The following is an 18058-nucleotide window of genomic DNA, read 5'->3' as shown; positions in this document are numbered from 1 at the left end:
CGGCCCGGCAACTCCTCTTGCCCGACCCTGGTTGTTAAATCTGCAAAGCCAGCTTCCGTGCATTGTTGATGTGAACGGCGATGGCATCCATGGCTGTCTGCGGATCGCGTGTTTCGATTGCAGCAAGGACAGCGAGATGCTCCTGCATGACCGGGATAACGCGCCCGGTAATGCGGAAGCGCTCCTGATTGATCAGGCGCATCTTGATCGTATTGGTCTGGTAAGCACGCCAGATGATCTCATTATCGAGCGAGCCGACAATCGTATCGTGCAGGCTCCAGTCGATATTCTGCGCCCGCTCTTCAAGCTCCGGCGTTTCACCTTCGCTCATTGCGCGATTGAGAGTGTCTTCATGCTCGGCACGCAGCGAACGCAACAGCTCGTCGGAAGCCGACTGACAGAAAATCGCAATCGACTCCTTTTCGATGAAAAGGCGGAACTGAAACGCTTCGCGGATCAGATTGAGGTCGATATGAGCGATCTGAAGCCCGCGCTGCGGCACTGTCTTGATAAGACCTTCCGCCTCAAGGCGCGGGATCAGTTCGCGGATCGCACCCAGTGGCAAGCCCGTCATGGTGACGAGCTGGCGCTGCGAAACGAACTGGCCCGGATGAAAATCACGCGCCAGCAAATGCTGGGTGAAGCTCTGATAAGCCTTATCCCGCAATTTTACTGGTTCGTTGTGATCGTCTGCCAAAGCCTGTCCCCTCTTAGTCCCGTTTGCTTATGCCGCCCTTAAGCTGCTTTTGCCATATGCAAACGGTCGAATACACTGCCGATTGCATCGAAATCCGCATCATTCAGTGAAATCAGCGGTGCGCGTACGCGACGCCACTCCTTGTCACCCGTATGACGCGCCACCATGGCCTTGACCGCGGGCGTTACCGGATAGTTCAGCAATTGCTGTACTGCGCCGACCAGTTCGACATCGTCCTGACCGTCGTTGATCATGCGCAGCAGGCGATCCGGGAACAGATTGGCCATGCCGGAAATCGCACCCTGCCCGCCGAGACGCACACCGGCCGCAAGGTCGCGTTCATCGCCGATCAGGATCGCAATGTCTTTGTGCGCAACAAGCAACTTTTCCGTATAGGCCCAGTTACCGGACGAATCCTTCACGCCGATGATGATTTCACCGAAAGTTGCGCGCAGGCGACCGATGAGATCGACCGACAGTTCAACTGCAGTCACCGATGGAATATTGTAGAGAATGATGCTGCGGGCATCGCTGCCCAGACCTTTGAAGACTGCCGAGAACCAGTTGAACAGACCTTCGTCGGAGAGATTCTTGAAATAGGAAGGCGGTGCCAGAAGAATAGCCTTGCAGCCGCGACGCAGCGCATCGGCCGACTGCAGGACCGCATCGGCAATCGAATTTTCCATAACGCCGACAACAATGTTCGAAGCCGGGAATCCGCCTGCGAGAAATGCATCGAGAAGAGCAGCGCGTTCTGCATCGGCAATCGATGACCCTTCACCGGTGGTGCCAAACAAGGTTACGCTTGAGCAGCCGCTGTCGAGGCGTGCGAGAGCGTGCTTCAGCGCACGGCTGACATCGATTTTGCCATCTACATCGAATGGCGTCGTAAGCGCTGCAGAGAGCCCAAAGCGCTCCTGCCCTGAATGATTATGCGCCAAAACTGGCTCCTCCCAAATTTGAACTTTAAGCTTGCACATACTAACATGTTAGTAAAGAGTCAATTCGGGTTCAGTGTGTAATCTCATGATTTTGGAAGAACCTGGGAGAAAGTAGAATTCGAGCGCTGACCTCTCCTTCCCTCATCCTGAGGAGCTGTTGAAAACAGCGTCTCGAAGGACGAGGGAAAATGAACCAAATGCCTCCCCTCGTCCTTCGACACGGTGCTTCGCACCGGCTCAGGATGAGGGAGGGGACGACAGGAGACGTTCAATTTATCGGACTGGAACAACGCCGGTTTCGATGAAGGAAAGAACTTCTGTTTTGCTTGGCGAACCGGCACGTCCGCCGAAGCGCGCGCATTTGATGGCGGCGGCAGCATTGGCAAAGCGGATGATGTCGGTCATCGGCTTTCCCTCCACCAGACCATGCGCGAAAGCGCCATGGAAGACATCGCCTGCAGCCAGCGTATCGACTGCATCGACTTTGAAACCGGCCACATGGGAAACAGGTTGATTAGCACCTTTCGCCCAATAGCAGCCATCTGCGCCAGCCGTGACAGATGTGAAAATATCATAGCGGTTGCTGAGAATACGGACACATTCACGCAAATCAGGGGTGCCCGCGACGCTGATTGCAGCGGGTTCCGACGCAACGATATGGGTTGCAAGCGGTAGCAGCGTTTCCAGCAATTCGACAGGCGCGGTATCGGCATCAAGTATCGCCGGAATGCCTGCATCGCGTGCCGCACGCAGTGCTGTTTCGGCAGCCCATGGCCAGCGCACATCGGTCATGACAGCCGCATAGGCTCCCGCCACAATCGGCGGCACCGGATCAGACGGACTTGCAAGCTTGCGATCATAAAAGGGCACGATGATGCGTTCACCATTCGCATCGACGAGGATCGAAGAAAATGCTGTGCGTGCGCCTTCCAGCCGTCGGATATAGGAACAATCAATGCCTTCGGCTTCCAGTTCGGCGACGGCGCGATCGCCCACTGGATCAACCCCGGCAGAAGCCCAGAGCGCCACATCGCCGCCAAGCCGGGCAATCGCGGCAGCAGCACTTGAAGCCATGCCAGCTGCAATCTCGACCGCCTCGCGCGGCAGATATTTGCCTGCCTGTTCGGGAAGCGTGTCGAGGCGGAAAATGGTGTCCATTGTGAGGGCACCGACGCAGAGAATCTTGGACGTCATGATCAGGAAATGAGGCCTTCAGAGTGCAAGGTCTGCCAGAATTCATCCGGGATAGACTGCTCGAACCAGACCACATTTTGCCTGATCTGTTCAGGTGAACGTACACCGATCAGAATGGAACTGACGGCCTCATGCCTCAACGGAAACTGCATGGCGGCAGCGGCAAGCGGCACATTAAACTGATCGCAAATATCATGCAGACGATTGGTGCGCGCAATGATGTCGGCAGGTGCATCGGCATAGTCGAACTTCTGTTCGCCGCCGCGCGGGGCTGCCAGGATGCCGGAGTTGAATACACCAGCAATCACCAGCGCCATGCCACGCTTTTGTGCCAGCGGCAGGAATTCTTTTTCGGAAACCTGATCGAGCAGTGAATAGCGCCCAGCCAGAAGCGAGCAATCAAGATCAGCCTCTTCCAGCGCATCGCGAATGATCTGCCATTCGTTCACACCAAGACCGAAGCCCTTGATATTGCCTGCCGCGCGCAACTCGGTCAGCGCACGGAAGCCGCCCCCCTTGGTCAGCGCGTTCCAGTGAAACTCGTGTCTGTCGGCATGGGTCACGCGGCCGATGTCATGGACATACAGAAGATCGATTTCCGGAAAGCCGAGGCGCTGCTGGCTGTCATCGAAGCTGCGCATGACGCCGTCATAGCTGTAGTCAAAAACCTCACGGAAATTGAGGCCATTATGCCAGCCCGAATCGAGCGGATTCTTTGGCGGCGATGGTGGCAGCGTACGACCAGCACGCTCATTGGTCATCAGACGCCCGACCTTGGTTGAAACGACGGCGCGCTCGGGTCTTTCACGCAACATATCGCCAAGAAGGTGCTCGCATCGGCCATAACCATACATTGGTGCGCTGTCGAAATAGCGGATGCCGCTGTCCCAACCGGCTTCCAGCAAAGCGTCCGCATCAGCACGCGAAACCGGCGCATAAAGCCCGCCCAAAGGCGCGGTTCCCAGACCAAGCGCGGTTACAGTCAGACCAGTTCGGCCAAGCGTCCGCTTTTCGGATGCCTTCAATTGCATGGATATCTCCTCAACAACGGCGCTCAACGCACCGCACTCCTCTTCCAGCGATTGATAGGAGCAAGCTTGTCGAAGCGCAATCGGAAAAGCATGCGCATGCAAACAGTCTATTCACGTGCAAATAAACCGTTCTTGACAGCCGCGAATTCCTGTCGATATTACTATGATGTCAGACCAATTTAAGAACCAATAAGGGAACCGGCTCTGACCTGATTGCGCGTTGAGACCCTGGGCCAATCTGTGAAATGGAGGCAGAATGAAAGATCGCAGGCTGCTGCAGATAGCTCCATTACCGCCGATGGATCGCGCCCGGCAGGTAACAGATGCGCTCGCCAATTACATCGCGACAGCGCAGCTTCAGGCCGGAGATCGCCTTCCGGCTGAACGTGAATTGATGGCTGCACTGGCTGTCGGCCGCTCCACCATTCGCGAAGCAATCCGACACTTTCAGGCGCTGGGTGTGATCGAAGCCCGCAAGGGCAGCGGCACCTATCTGCTGAAGCCGATTTCGGCGGCAACCATCCATATGCCACTTTCATTCGACCCCGCGCAATTGCGCGATGCATTGCTGCAATCGCTTGAAGTGCGCCGTGGCATCGAAGCCGAGGCCAGCATGGTCGCCGCGCGCAAACGCACGGCGGAAGACCTCGTCATCATCGAACATAATCTCAATGAGATGGAACGCGTTCACATCGCGGAAGGGACGTCGGGTCCGGAAGATCTGGCGTTTCATCTCGCCATTTACGACGCGACCCATAATCCGCTTTTCAGACAATTGCTCGAACAGATGCGCGAAGCCTTCTTGCACTTCTGGGATCATCCGTTTGAGCGGATCGACTTCGCGCGGCGGACCTTTCCGTTCCACCGCACGCTCTTTAACGCCATCGTGGCTCAGGACCCTGAAGCCGCACGGCAGGAAACACTCAAGATCCTCGACATTGTCGAGGAAGACATCAAGGAAATGTCCAAATGACCGACGGGATGGATCCGCTGGATTTCGCAGCACTTACGGTTGCTCATGATGAAAGCAATGCCTACGACGCCGTGGTTCCACCCATCGTGCAGACCTCGCTTTTCACCTTCCCAAGCTATGACGACATGGTCGCCTCCTATCGCGGCGAAAAGGTTCGCCCGATCTACACGCGCGGCCTCAATCCGACCGTGCGGGCATTTGAAGAAATGCTGGCAAAACTTGAAGGCGGCGAAGACGCGCTGGGCTTTGCCAGCGGCATGGCTGCGATCTCTTCAAGTGTTCTGGCCTTCGTCAATCCGGGTGATCGCATTGTTGCCGTGCGCCATGTCTACCCGGATGCGTTCCGGCTTTTCGGCACCATTATGAAGCGTATGCAGGTTCAGGTTGACTACGTCGACGGACGTGACGAGGAAGCTGTCGCCAAGGCCCTGCCCGGCGCGAAAATCTTCTACATGGAAAGCCCGACGAGCTGGGTCATGGAAGCCCATGATGTCGGCGCCCTGGCAATGATTGCCAGGCAGCATGGCGTGTTGAGCATCATCGATAACAGCTGGGCCAGCCCGATCTTCCAGCGCCCGCTGTCGCTTGGCGTTGATCTCGTCGTGCATTCGGCATCGAAATATCTCGGCGGCCATAGCGATGTCGTGGCCGGTGTCGTGACCGGATCGAAAGCCCTGATCAATACAATCCGGGCGGAAACCTATCCATATCTCGGCGGTAAACTTTCACCGTTTGATGCGTGGCTTCTGGTGCGTGGTATGCGCACCTTGCCAACGCGCATGAAGGCGCACGAGGCTTCGGCACTGGAAATTGCAAAGCGTCTTCAGGCGCTGGATGTGGTTGAAACTGTCTGCCACCCTGCACTTGCAAATCGTCTGCCAGCAGGTCTCAAGGGCACGTCCGGCCTATTCTCGGTCATCTTTCGGGAAGGCGTGAACATTCGCGAATTCTGCAATCATCTCGATCTGTTCAAACTCGGCGTGAGCTGGGGCGGACATGAGAGCCTGATCGTGCCGGGCGAAGTCGTGCTGCAGCAGAAGGCGCAGCCAAATTCGGCACATACGTTCGGCATCGACCCGCGCTCCGTGCGCCTGCATGTCGGACTGGAAGGAACGGAAGCGCTGTGGCGGGATATCGAAGGAGCGCTCGCAGCATCGACCGAATAACGAAAATCCAGTGAGGAGCAATAAGGGGAACTGCAATGAAAAAACTAATAGCAGCCGCATTCGCAACCATGCTTTTGAGCGGTACGGCGCTTGCCGATACCACTCTGAAGCTTGTTGAAGTCATCACCAGCCCGGAGCGCACCAAGACGCTTGAATCCATCGTTGCCAAGTTTGAGGCAGCCAATCCGGGCACCAAGGTCGAAATCATCTCGCTGCCATGGGGCGAGTCCTTCCAGAAATTCGCAACCATGGTTTCGGCCGGTGAAATTCCCGACGTCATGGAAATGCCGGACACCTGGGTTTCGCTCTATGCCAACAATGGCATGCTGGAAAACCTCGAACCATATCTCGAAAAGTGGGAAACCACGCCAGACCTGACCGAGCGCGCGCTTGAGCTTGGCCGCAGCGTCAAGAACACGGCCTATACGCTGCCTTACGGCTTCTATCTGAATGCCATGTTCTACAACAAGAAGCTGCTGTCTGAGGCTGGTGTGTCCGAGCCGCCAAAGACGATGGACGAATTTGTCGAAGCCTCCAAAAAGATCGCCGCCCTTCCCGGCAAGTCCGGCTTCTGTATGCGTGGTGGCCCCGGCGGCCTCAATGGCTGGGTGATTTTTGCTGCATCCATGGCCGGTGACAACAAGTTCTTCAACGAAGACGGCACCTCGACCATGAACAGCGAAGGCTGGAAAAAGGGCATCACCTGGATGGTCGATCTCTACAAGAACGGCCTTGCACCGAAGGACAGCGTCAACTGGGGCTTCAACGAAACCGTCGCCGGTTTCTATAGCGGCACCTGCGCCTTCCTCAACCAAGACCCGGATGCACTGATCGCCATTGCCGAACGCATGAAGCCGGAAGATTTCGGCGTCACCATCATGCCAAAGGGCCCGGACGGCAAGACCTTCCCGACCATCGGTTTTGCCGGCTGGTCGATGATGAGCGGTAGCCAGAACAAGGACCTCTCCTGGAAGCTGATCTCGATGCTTGAAGGCCCGGAAGGCAATATCGAATGGAACAAGCGCACCGGTGCATTGCCGGTTCTCAAATCTGCTCAGAACGATCCGTTCTATAGCGGCGAGCAGTTCAAGGGCTGGTTCGATGAACTGGCTGACAAGAACGTTGTTCCGACCGTCATGCCGACCTATCTGGAAGAATTTGCCTTCTTCAAGGATTCGCTCGTCATCAAGACCTCGCAGGAAGCGCTTCTCGGTGACATCACGCCGGATCAGCTGGCCGATCAGTGGGCAGAATATCTGACCAAGGCACAGCAGAAGCACCTTTCAAAGCAATAGCACCATGAACAGCTTGCAGGCGTGGAAGACCGCGCCTGCAAAGCGAATGATGCAGCCCCGCGAAGGGAAAAACGATGAACGACACCGCTTCCATAAAGGCCCCGGTGCGCAACGACGTGCCAAGGCAGGACCGCCGCAGCTTTCTGCAGCGACTTGCGCACGCCTCCGAGCCTTATCTTTACAGCGCGCCCGCACTGATCCTCATCGGCGCCATCATGCTGGTTCCGCTGGTCCTCGGCGTCTCCTATGCCTTTCGCGACATTCAGTTGCTTAACCCGTTTTCGGGTGGCTATGTGGGGCTTGATCATTTCCGCGAACTTGCGACGGATCAGGCTTTCTATCGTTCCTTGAAAAACACACTCTGGTGGACCGGCTGCTCGGTGCTGCTGCAGTTCGTTTTCGGGCTTATTCTTGCCCTGCTGCTCGACAAACCATTTGCCGGACGCGGCATTGCGCAGGCGCTGATCTTCCTGCCATGGGCTGTGCCGACTTTCCTCACCGGCCTTAACTGGGCGTGGCTGTTTAATCCGGTGATCGGCCCGCTGCCGCACTGGCTACATGCAATCGGCATTCTGAGCGCACCAGACAACATCCTGTCCGACCCTAATCTGGCCATGTGGGGCATCATTACCGCCGGTGTGTGGTGGGGTATTCCGTTCTTTGCCATCACCATGCTGGCCGCTTTGCAGGCCATCCCCCGCGATCTTTATGAAGCAGCAGCGATTGATGGCGCTGGCCCCGTGCAGCGTTTTCTCTCGATCACGCTTCCATATCTCGCGCCAACCATGGCTATCACCATTTTGCTGCGCACCGTCTGGATTGCCAACAGTGCCGATCTGATTGTCGTGATGACCGGTGGCGGCCCTGCCGACCGGACACAGATCGTCGCCAGCTACATCTTCACGCAGGCCTTCAAACGGCTCGATTTCGGCTATGCCTCGGCAATTGCGATGGTCCTGCTTGTCCTGCTGATGGTCTATTCAATGCTCATCGTGCTGTTGCGCCAGACGCTGCTGAACAAGGACTGAGGCCATGACCAACCGTAAACTCCTCCTTGTCGGCGCGCATCGCATTGCCATTCTGCTATTCGTCCTTTTTGCGCTGTTTCCGATCTTCTGGCTGGTGAAGGTTTCCGTCACACCCAATGATCTGCTTTACAGCGAAGGCGTGCGGCTCTGGCCATCGCGCATGACGTTCGATCACTTCAGCCATGTGTTGAACAACAGCTCATTTCCACTGTTCTTCCGCAACAGCCTGATCGTGTCCGGCTCAACCGCTATTATTGTTACGCTGCTGGCATCGCTGTCCGGCTATGCGCTGTCACGTTTCAACTTCCGCGCCAAATACTGGATTGTGGCGCTGATGCTGCTGACACAGATGTTTCCGCTCGTGATGCTGATCGCGCCGATCTACAAGATCATGGCACCGCTCGGCCTCACCAACAGCCTGATCGGCCTCATCATCGTCTATTCGGCATTCAATGTGCCTTTTGCCACCTTCCTGATGCAGTCGTTCTTCGACGGCATTCCGAAGGATCTCGAAGAAGCCGCCAAGATCGACGGCGCAACGCAGTTCATGGCTTTCCGCCAGATTATTCTGCCGCTGACCCTGCCCGGTATTGCTGCAACGCTCGGCTTTGTTTTCACCGCAGCGTGGAGCGAGCTTCTGTTCGCGCTGATGTTGATTTCCGGCAATGATTCAGCCACGTTCCCGGTCGGGCTTTTGAGCTTCGTCTCAAAATTCTCGGTCGATTTCGGACAGATGATGGCAGCGGGCGTGCTCGCGCTGATCCCGGCCTGTCTCTTCTTCTTCCTCATTCAACGATATCTCGTGCAGGGCCTCACGGCTGGCGCGGTCAAAGGCTGAAAGGATTTTTCCCTATGGCTTCCATCGATATTCAGTCAGTCCGCAAAAGCTATGGCGAACATGCTGTTCTGCACGGCGTTGACCTTGAGATCAAAGATGGCGAATTCATCGTGCTGGTCGGCCCGTCAGGCTGCGGCAAATCCACATTGCTGCGCATGATTGCAGGCCTTGAAGACATCACTGCCGGTCAGGTGCAGATCAGTGGCAAGCGCGTCAATGAACTGGCACCCAAAGACCGCGATATTGCGATGGTGTTTCAGTCCTATGCGCTCTATCCGCATATGAGTGTCGCCGACAACATGAGCTACAGTATGCGGCTGCGCAAAACGCCGAAAGAAAAGATTGCAAGCGCCATCAAATCGACCGCCGCCAAGCTCGGCCTTGAGCCTTTGCTGGAACGACGCCCGAAAGCGCTTTCCGGTGGTCAGCGTCAGCGTGTTGCCATGGGGCGCGCCATTGTGCGTCAGCCCAAGGCCTTCCTCTTTGACGAGCCGCTTTCCAACCTCGACGCGCGCCTGCGCGAGCAGATGCGTGCCGAAATCAAGAAGCTTCATGGTGAGCTGAAAGCCACATCGATCTACGTGACGCATGACCAGATCGAAGCCATGACTCTGGCCGACCGTATCGTCGCCATGCATGGTGGTGTGGTGCAACAGGTCGGCTCTCCACTGGAGCTTTATGACCGTCCGGCCAATCTCTTCGTGGCAGGTTTCATCGGCTCACCCGCCATGAATTTTCTCGATGTGACCTATCTTGAACAGGATGGTGGCCCGCGTCTGAAACTCAAGGACGGCACGCTCATCGCATTGCCGCAGCCCGTAAAACTCAAGGATGGCGCGAACGCCACGCTCGGCGTTCGTCCCGAGCATGTGCATATCGAGGATTCAGCAGGCCTGACGGCTGATGTCGATCTGGTCGAGCCGACCGGCTTCGGCATTATCCTGCATCTCAGCCTGCATGGATTGCCGTTCAAGATTTTCACGCTGGATCGCGATGCGCTTCATGCGCAGGGTTCCATTCAGGTGAGCTTCCCGGTACAGCACCTGCATCTGTTCGATCGCGAAGGAAATCGCGTCGAGAGCGCTTAAACTGCATCCGAAAACCGCGCCTGAATGCTCTGCGAAAGCAGGGCAACGGGACGGCTTTGATCGCCAGCCTTGATCCAGATCAGCTCTTCAATCTCGCTGGAAGCGGCAGGCACCTGCCCTTCCTTAAGGCTAAGATGGAACAGCTCGGCTTCAACTGTTGCATCGAATTCATTAGCGGCGGGGGCTGACATTTTCGCAGCATAGCTTAACTGGTCCTCGTCAATGCGAATGCCAAGTTCTTCCTCGATTTCGCGGATAAGGGCTGTTTCAGGCTGCTCGCCTGCATCGATCTTGCCGCCTGGCTGGAAGAAAATCTCGCTGCCCCGCTTGCGCACGAGGAGGAAACGGCCCGCTTCATCACGGACAATGGCTGCTGCAATAAGAATCGTTTTCATGATGACGAGTTTTCGTTTCGTGGGCGGATTCCGTCAAGAATAATGGCGCTCACCGCTTTGGCCGTCTCATCATAAAAACCGGCCTCCTCCGACCGCCTGCCGAGAACGGCCCCGACCTGCACGGAAAAATCCGAATAGTGCTGCGTTACCGCCCATATGGTGAAGATCAGATGATAAGGATCGACCGGAGCCAAGCGTTTTTCAGCAATCCATCGATGAATGACTGCCGCTTTTTCATCGACCAACTGCTTCAGGTGCCCTTTGAGAAAGTCAGAAATCGCCGGAGCGCCATGCAGTATCTCATTGGCGAAAAGGCGCGAAGCCTCCGGTTTCTTCGCCGACATTTCAAGCTTCACAGCAATGTAGCGCCGCAATTCTTCCAGCGGATCACCGTCCGGATTAATGTGTTCGAAAGGCTCCAGCCAGGTGGCAAGCGTATCTTCCAGCACGGTCACATAAATGTTCTGCTTGCGCGGGAAATAATAAAGCAGGTTTGGCTTCGACATGCCTGCCTTCTCGGCGATCTGATCGACCGTCGAACCGCGAAAGCCATAGGCGGAAAAAACCTCCAGCGCTGCATCGAGGATAAGCCTGCGATTTATACCCTGAATGCGCGTCGCGCCTTCCGACTTGTCGTTCGACATCTTCTCGTTTTCAACCGTGTCGGTCCGTGAGTCTGAAGGAGCTGTGGCCATTTGACACCTTTCAGCAGTGTAGAATTTTTCAAAAGCGCTTGACCATATTCAAACGCTCTTCTAGCCTGCAATTTGACCAACTAGTCAAGTTTTTGCCCGCAAGGCAAGAATATTGTGGCCAAAGAGCCGGGTCGTGGGAACATATATTGGCGGGTGGATACGGGCTAGAAGTATAATGGCCCGAATTTAAATGCACATACATAATGCGGAGGCAGAGCGCATGGTGCTCACCAGCAATCTTAGAGTCAATGGCGATCGTCTTTGGGACAGTCTGATGGACATGGCCCAGATCGGTCCCGGTGTGCGCGGTGGCAATAACCGCCAGACCTTGACCGATGAGGACGGCGAAGGCCGCAAACTGTTTCAGAGCTGGTGCGAAAAATCCGGGCTTTCCATGGGTGTGGACACGATGGGGAACATGTTCTTCCTCCGCCCCGGCGAAGATGCCGACGCCGATCCGGTCTATATGGGCAGCCATCTCGACACGCAGCCGACGGGCGGTAAATTCGATGGCGTGCTGGGCGTGCTCGGCGGCCTCGAAGTCATGCGCACGCTCAACGATATGAATATCAAGACAAAGCGGCCAATCGTCGTCGTCAACTGGACGAATGAGGAAGGCACGCGATTTGCCCCGGCGATGCTGTCATCCGGAGTTTTTGCCGGTGTCCACGAGCAGGACTGGGCCTATCAGCGCACCGACGCCAAAGGAAAGAAATTCGGAGACGAACTGGAGCGCATCGGCTGGAAAGGCGATGAACCGGTTGGGCAGCGGAAAATCCATGCGATGTTCGAGCTTCATATCGAACAGGGACCAATCCTTGAAGTTGAGCACAAGGATATCGGTGTTGTCACGCACGGTCAGGGGCTGTGGTGGCTGCAGGTGACCTTGACCGGCAAGGAAGCACATACCGGCTCTACGCCTATGAAGATGCGAAAGAATGCGAGCCTTGGCCTCGGCAAGATGCTGCAGCTCGTCAACGAAATCGCCATGTCCCACCAGCCGGATGCGGTTGGCGGTGTCGGCCATATCGACGTTTCACCCAATTCACGCAATGTGCTTCCGGGCCAGATCGTTTTCACTGTGGATTTCCGTTCGCCCAACCAGGATGTGCTGGATGACATGAAAACGCGGTTTGAAAAGGAAGCGCCGAAGATTGCCGCAGAACTGGACATCGGCATCGAGATTGAGGTGGCCGGACATTTCGACCCGGTGACCTTTGATGATGGTTGCGTGGTGGCGATCCGCAATGCGGCAGAGCGGCTTGGCTATAGCCATCGCAACATCGTTTCCGGCGCAGGCCACGATGCCTGCTGGGTCAATCGTGTCGCGCCAACGGCCATGGTCATGTGCCCATGCGTGGACGGGCTCAGCCATAATGAAGACGAGGATATTTCGAAGGAATGGGCGTCGGCGGGAACCGACGTGCTTCTGCATGCGGTATTGGAGACTGCTGAAATTGTAAGCTGATTTCACAACCATCCACTACTGCTACTGTTCGCAACAAAACCAAAAAGGGGAACGACGAACAATGGCAAAGGTCATCAAAGGCGGAACCGTCATCACGGCTGACCGCACCTTTAAAGCCGATGTTCTCATCGAAGGCGAAAAGATTGTCGCTGTCGGCGACAATCTCTCCGGCGATGAAGTCATAGATGCATCCGGCTGTTATATCATGCCGGGTGGCATCGACCCGCACACCCATCTGCAAATGCCCTTCATGGGGACCTATTCTTCCGACGATTTCGATACTGGAACGGCGGCTGCCCTTTCTGGCGGGACGACGATGGTGGTCGATTTCGTGCTGCCGGATTCCGAAGGCAATCTGCTCGACGCGCTTCAGGAGTGGTTCCAGAAGGCTGGCAAGGCGCGCACCGATTATTCGTTCCACATGGCGATTACCGGCTGGAACGAGCGCACGTTCAACGAAATGGCCGAAGTGGTGAAGCGCGGCATCAACACCTTCAAACACTTCATGGCCTATAAGGGCGCGTTGATGGTGAATGATGACGAGATGTTCGCATCGTTCCAGCGTTGTGCTGAACTGGGTGCCATGCCGCTCGTCCATGCTGAAAACGGCGATATCGTTGCGCAGTTACAAGCCAAGCTGATGGCCGAAGGCAATGACGGACCGGAAGCCCATGCCTATTCGCGTCCGCCGGAGGTGGAGGGTGAAGCAACCAATCGCGCGATCATGATTGCCGATCAGGCAGGCGTTCCGCTCTATGTCGTGCATGTTTCCTGCGAACAGAGCCATGAAGCGATCCGCCGCGCCCGGCAAAAGGGTATGCGCGTGTTCGGCGAGCCGCTGATCCAGCATCTGACGCTGGACGAAAGCGAATATCATAACAAGGATTGGGATTATGCGGCACGCCGGGTGATGTCGCCGCCATTCCGTGACAAGGTCAATCAGGATAGTCTGTGGGCCGGTCTTGCAGCCGGAAGCCTGCAATGCGTTGCAACCGACCATTGCGCATTCACTACTGAACAGAAGCGTTACGGCATCGGCAATTTCACCAAGATTCCGAATGGAACGGGTGGTCTGGAAGAACGTATGCCAGTGTTGTGGTCACGCGGCGTGCGCACTGGTCGCCTGACGCCAAACGAGTTCGTGGCTGTCACCTCGACAAACATTGCCAAGATCTTGAACATCTATCCGCAGAAAGGCGCAGTGCTGCCGGGTGCTGACGCTGATCTTGTCATCTGGGATCCGGAGGCAACCAAGAAGGTTTCTGCAAAAACACAGCTTTCCTCGATTGATTACAACGTGTTCGAAGGTTTTGAGCTCAAGGGCCTGCCGAGGACGACGCTTTCACGCGGACGTATCGCTTTCGACAAGGGACACGTCAAGGCAGAGCCAGGCGACGGGCGCTTCGTCGAGCGCGAACCGAACGGTGCCGTCAATCGGGCGCTGTCACAATGGAAGGAAATCGTTGCGCCGCGCAAGGTGGAACGCAGCGCCGAACATATGCCGATAGGGGTCTGAGACATGGCCATCGTCCAGCTTCGGGAACCGCGCATGAACTTGAATGACAGCATGGCCCCGGAACGGGGCGAGGCAAATGCGCAGACAGTGATCGACATCAAAGACTTGTCGCTCGTCTTCGAGACGAATGACGGACCTGTCCATGCGCTGTCCAATATTGATCTTGCCGTCAAGCGCGGCGAGTTCGTTTCCTTCATCGGACCTTCGGGATGCGGCAAGACTACCTTGATGCGTGTGGTGGCCGATCTGGAGCAACCGACATCAGGTTCTGTCACGGTCAACGGCAAAACACCGGAGCAAGCCCGTCTCGACCGGTCCTATGGTTACGTATTTCAGGCGGCCGCTCTGTTTCCGTGGCGTACCATCGAAGACAATATCAGCCTGCCGCTGGAGATTATGGGGTTCTCCAAGGCAGAAAGGCGCGAGCGGATCGAAAAGAACCTCGCGCTCGTCAATCTCTCAGGCTTTGACAAAAAATATCCCTGGCAGCTTTCCGGCGGCATGCAACAGCGCGCATCGATAGCCCGCGCATTATCATTCGATCCCGATATGCTGCTGATGGACGAGCCCTTCGGCGCTCTGGACGAAATCGTGCGCGATCACCTCAACGAACAGCTTCTCAAGCTTTGGGCAGCAACCCGCAAAACAGTGATTTTCGTCACACACTCGATCCCGGAAGCGGTGTTTCTCTCAACCAAGATCGTTGTCATGAGCCCGCGCCCAGGCCGCATTCATGAAATCATCGATTGCGATCTTGGCCCGGACAGACCACTTGAAATCAGGGAGTCCGAAGCGTTCCTGAAAATTGCCCACCGCGTCCGTGAGGGTTTGCGTTTGGGGCACATCCATGAATAAGGGGGCTTTTCAACGGCATCGTGCTGGAGATCGTCCATGAAAGGCTTCCTGCACGACAGATTCATCCCCGTGGCGACTATACTCGCCGTCATTATTGCGCTTTGGTACGGCCTGGCGGCGGTGCTCAACGCCCCGTTTGAGCGTGATCAGGCGACACGCGCAGGGACAGAAATCACCTTCTCGACGCTTGTTGCCAATACGATGCATCAGGACCGACCGGTCCTGCCCGCACCGCATCAGGTAGCTGAAGAAATCTGGAAAACCGTCTTCGGAGTCAAACCGAGTTCCAAGCGCAGCCTGATCTATCACGGATGGGTCACACTATCGTCCACCCTGCTCGGTTTTGTGCTTGGGTCGGCGCTGGGCGTTCTTCTCGCTGTGGGAATTGTTCATTCCCGCACACTCGACAAGAGCCTGATGCCATGGATCATCACCTCACAAACGATCCCGATCCTCGCCATCGCGCCGATGATTATCGTGGTCCTGAATGCCATTGGCATATCGGGCTTGCTGCCCAAAGCTATCATCTCCACCTATCTCTCTTTCTTTCCCGTAGCGGTGGGAATGGTGAAGGGGCTGAGATCGCCTGATGTGATGCATCTCGACCTCATGCGCACCTATAATGCATCAAGATCGCAGGTGTTCTGGAAACTGCGCTGGCCTGCGGCCATGCCATTCCTGTTCACATCGATGCAGATCGCCGTCGCGATCAGCCTTGTGGGGGCTATCGTCGGTGAATTGCCAACCGGTGCAGTTGCCGGCCTTGGTGCCCGGTTGCTTGCTGGCTCGTACTACGGCCAGACCGTGCAGATATGGGCAGCACTCGTTGCTGCTGCTCTGATGGCTGCGGTGCTGGTTGCGCTGATTGGCGTCGCGGCACAGCTTGTGAACCGACGCATGGGTGTAAAGCCGGAAAGGGCAGCCACATGATGACAGGCATCCTATCCGTCATAGCGCTAATAGCTGTTTCATGGCTGGTTGTGGGCTGGGTCGCAAGTCTCAAGACCCGTAACCCTTTGGGCCAAAAGCTTCTGGATATCGCAGTGCCAGCGCTCTTTGGCATCGCAATGTTATTGCTCTGGGAAGTAACCGTCCGGCTTTTCACTATTCCTCAGGTTCTCCTTCCAGCACCATCAGCAATCTGGGCACGCATAACGGCGTCCGTACCAATTCTCTGGGCGGATTTCCGACAGACCTTTCTGAAGGCCGTCATCATCGGCTATGTGGCGGGATGCGGTCTCGGTTTCATAACCGCCATCATCGCCGACCGGATTCCATTCCTGCGTAAAGGCCTGTTGCCGCTCGGCAATCTGGCTGCAGCACTTCCAATCGTGGGCGTCGCACCGATCATGGTGATGTGGTTTGGCTTCGACTGGCAATCGAAGGCAGCGGTGGTCATCATCATGACCTTCTTCCCTATGCTGGTGAACACGGTTGCGGGCCTTGCCAGTACCGGGGCAATGGAACGGGACATGATGGAAACCTACGGCTCAAGCTACTGGCAGACATTGTTCAAGCTGCGTCTTCCAGCGGCCATGCCGTTCATATTCAACGCTCTCAAGATCAATTCCACCCTCGCACTTATCGGAGCGATCGTGGCGGAGTTTTTCGGCACGCCGATTGTCGGCATGGGGTTCCGCATCTCTGCGGAAATCGGGCGCATGAATGTGGATATGGTTTGGGCTGAAATCTTTGTGGCTGCTCTTGCGGGGTCGCTCTCTTATGGGCTGATCGCGCTGATCGAGCGCAGAATGACATTCTGGCACCCTTCATACAGAAGGGCATAAGCCTGAATATTTGGCATCCGTCACTATAAGACGGAGCTGACAACCAGAGGAGAACTGAAATGAAAAAGGCAATTTCTTTATGCCTTGGAACAGCTGGACTGGCGCTCGCACTCATGAGCAGTTCGGCAATGGCAGCCGACAAGCTGACCTTGCAGCTCAAATGGGTGACGCAGGGGCAATTTGCCGGTTACTATGTCGCCAAGGACAAAGGCTTCTATGAGGAAGAAAATCTCGATGTCGATATCAAGCCGGGCGGACCGGACGTCGCTCCGCCGCAGGTGATTGCCGGTGGTGGCGCGGATGTTGTGGTTGACTGGATGCCGTCGGCGCTCGCGACCCGCGAAAAAGGCGTCCCGCTCGTTAACATCGCCCAGCCCTTCAAGAAGTCCGGCATGATGCTGACCTGCCGCAAGGACACCAACATCACCAAGCCGGAAGACTTCAAGGGTCGCACGCTCGGTGTCTGGTTCGGCGGCAATGAATACCCGTTCCTGTCATGGATGAGCCATCTGAAAATTCCGACCGAAGGCGGCAAGGATGGCGTGACCGTGCTCAAGCAGGGCTTCAACGTCGACCCGCTGATCCAGAAGCAGGCCGACTGCATTTCCACAATGACCTATAATGAATATTGGCAAGTGATTGATGCAGGCATTCCAGCCGATCAGCTTGTCGTCTTCCCATATGAAGAGCAAGGTGTCGCCACGCTGGAAGACGGTCTCTATGTGCTGGAAAAGAGCCTTGATGATCCGGCAATGGTCGACAAGCTCGCCCGTTTTGTCCGTGCCTCAATGAAGGGCTGGAAATACGCATCCGAGAACCCTGGAGAAGCAGCTGATATCATACTCGACAACGATGCTTCCGGTGCTCAGACCAAGGAAGTTCAGGAACGTATGGTCAAGGAAATCGGCAAGCTGGTTGACGGCTCCGATGGCACCCTTGATGTGGCGGCTGCCGACCGCACCGTGGAAACGCTTCTGGGCGGTGGCTCCGACCCCGTCATCACCAAGAAACCGGAAGGCGCGTGGACAGCCAAGATAACCGACGCCATGAAGAAGTGATCCGGTTCAAAACAGCAAAAAACCGGCCCCAAA

18 protein-coding genes are annotated in these 18058 nt (G+C 56.2%); 12 read left to right on the top strand and 6 right to left on the bottom strand.

Features of this window, described 5'->3' with window-relative positions:
• Positions 1-34: 34 nt before the first annotated feature.
• The 4 genes from LJ361_RS01575 to LJ361_RS01560 all read right to left on the bottom strand — a co-directional run bounded on the left by LJ361_RS01575 (position 35) and on the right by LJ361_RS01560 (position 3863).
• Entirely contained in the window at positions 35-697 is a 663-nt protein-coding gene (locus tag LJ361_RS01575; RefSeq protein WP_012090686.1) for a GntR family transcriptional regulator, read from the bottom strand.
• Positions 698-735: 38 nt separating this feature from the next.
• On the bottom strand, positions 736-1638 hold the full coding sequence (locus LJ361_RS01570) for a dihydrodipicolinate synthase family protein (RefSeq protein WP_166943147.1): 903 nt from the start codon (positions 1636-1638) through the stop codon (positions 736-738).
• Between the two features lie 273 nt (positions 1639-1911).
• Positions 1912-2832, bottom strand: coding sequence for a PfkB family carbohydrate kinase (locus LJ361_RS01565; RefSeq protein WP_182505863.1), 921 nt, complete (start codon positions 2830-2832; stop codon positions 1912-1914).
• 2 nt (positions 2833-2834) lie between these two features.
• On the bottom strand, positions 2835-3863 hold the full coding sequence (locus LJ361_RS01560) for an aldo/keto reductase (protein ID WP_166943153.1): 1029 nt from the start codon (positions 3861-3863) through the stop codon (positions 2835-2837).
• A 256-nt stretch (positions 3864-4119) separates the two neighbouring features.
• On the opposite strand from LJ361_RS01560, the gene LJ361_RS01555 reads away from it, so the two are divergent.
• From LJ361_RS01555 to LJ361_RS01530, 6 genes are all read left to right on the top strand, one after another.
• Positions 4120-4836: a FadR/GntR family transcriptional regulator gene (locus LJ361_RS01555; RefSeq protein WP_166943156.1), complete on the top strand. Its 717-nt coding sequence runs from the start codon at positions 4120-4122 to the stop codon at positions 4834-4836.
• A complete protein-coding gene (locus LJ361_RS01550) occupies positions 4833-6002 on the top strand; it encodes a PLP-dependent transferase (protein ID WP_166943159.1) in 1170 nt (389 codons plus the stop codon). Before LJ361_RS01555 ends, LJ361_RS01550 begins: the two co-directional genes overlap by 4 nt.
• A gap of 35 nt (positions 6003-6037) precedes the next feature.
• Positions 6038-7297, top strand: coding sequence for an ABC transporter substrate-binding protein (locus LJ361_RS01545; RefSeq protein WP_166943162.1), 1260 nt, complete (start codon positions 6038-6040; stop codon positions 7295-7297).
• Positions 7298-7371: 74 nt separating this feature from the next.
• Entirely contained in the window at positions 7372-8325 is a 954-nt protein-coding gene (locus LJ361_RS01540; RefSeq protein ID WP_166943165.1) for a carbohydrate ABC transporter permease, read from the top strand.
• A 4-nt stretch (positions 8326-8329) separates the two neighbouring features.
• Positions 8330-9163 carry a carbohydrate ABC transporter permease gene (locus LJ361_RS01535; RefSeq protein ID WP_010658175.1) on the top strand — a complete coding sequence of 278 codons (834 nt, stop codon included), beginning with the start codon at positions 8330-8332 and terminating at the stop codon, positions 9161-9163.
• Positions 9164-9177: 14 nt separating this feature from the next.
• On the top strand, positions 9178-10251 hold the full coding sequence (locus tag LJ361_RS01530) for an ABC transporter ATP-binding protein (RefSeq protein ID WP_166943167.1): 1074 nt from the start codon (positions 9178-9180) through the stop codon (positions 10249-10251).
• Here the strand turns inward: LJ361_RS01530 and LJ361_RS01525 are convergent.
• The gene (locus LJ361_RS01525; protein WP_166943170.1) at positions 10248-10646 is read right to left on the bottom strand and encodes an NUDIX hydrolase; all 399 of its coding nucleotides are present in this window, start codon (positions 10644-10646) and stop codon (positions 10248-10250) included. The genes LJ361_RS01530 and LJ361_RS01525 overlap by 4 nt on opposite strands.
• Complete coding sequence (gene rutR / locus LJ361_RS01520) at positions 10643-11341, bottom strand: HTH-type transcriptional regulator RutR (RefSeq protein ID WP_012090679.1); 699 nt, start codon at positions 11339-11341, stop codon at positions 10643-10645. Before rutR ends, LJ361_RS01525 begins: the two co-directional genes overlap by 4 nt.
• 220 nt (positions 11342-11561) lie before the next feature.
• Here rutR and LJ361_RS01515 point away from each other — a divergent pair, with 220 nt between their 5' ends.
• The 6 genes from LJ361_RS01515 to LJ361_RS01490 all read left to right on the top strand — a co-directional run bounded on the left by LJ361_RS01515 (position 11562) and on the right by LJ361_RS01490 (position 18025).
• Entirely contained in the window at positions 11562-12809 is a 1248-nt protein-coding gene (locus LJ361_RS01515; protein WP_010658171.1) for a Zn-dependent hydrolase, read from the top strand.
• Between the two features lie 61 nt (positions 12810-12870).
• Positions 12871-14325 carry a dihydropyrimidinase gene (gene hydA, locus LJ361_RS01510; RefSeq protein ID WP_166943173.1) on the top strand — a complete coding sequence of 485 codons (1455 nt, stop codon included), beginning with the start codon at positions 12871-12873 and terminating at the stop codon, positions 14323-14325.
• Positions 14326-14358: 33 nt separating this feature from the next.
• On the top strand, positions 14359-15180 hold the full coding sequence (locus LJ361_RS01505) for an ABC transporter ATP-binding protein (RefSeq protein WP_080574579.1): 822 nt from the start codon (positions 14359-14361) through the stop codon (positions 15178-15180).
• Positions 15181-15216: 36 nt separating this feature from the next.
• A complete protein-coding gene (locus LJ361_RS01500) occupies positions 15217-16110 on the top strand; it encodes an ABC transporter permease (RefSeq protein WP_010658168.1) in 894 nt (297 codons plus the stop codon).
• Positions 16107-16967 (top strand): ABC transporter permease, encoded by an 861-nt coding sequence (locus LJ361_RS01495; protein WP_166943175.1) that lies wholly within the window; start codon positions 16107-16109, stop codon positions 16965-16967. Before LJ361_RS01500 ends, LJ361_RS01495 begins: the two co-directional genes overlap by 4 nt.
• A gap of 59 nt (positions 16968-17026) precedes the next feature.
• Positions 17027-18025, top strand: a complete 999-nt coding sequence (locus LJ361_RS01490) for an ABC transporter substrate-binding protein (RefSeq protein WP_010658166.1) — start codon at positions 17027-17029, stop codon at positions 18023-18025.
• Positions 18026-18058: the final 33 nt, after the last annotated feature.

Source organism: Brucella sp. JSBI001 (assembly GCF_026014005.1).
Classification (GTDB): Bacteria; Pseudomonadota; Alphaproteobacteria; order Rhizobiales; family Rhizobiaceae; genus Brucella; species Brucella anthropi.
Note: the sequence above shows the minus strand (reverse complement) of the source record. Positions and strands in the feature narration are given on the sequence as shown.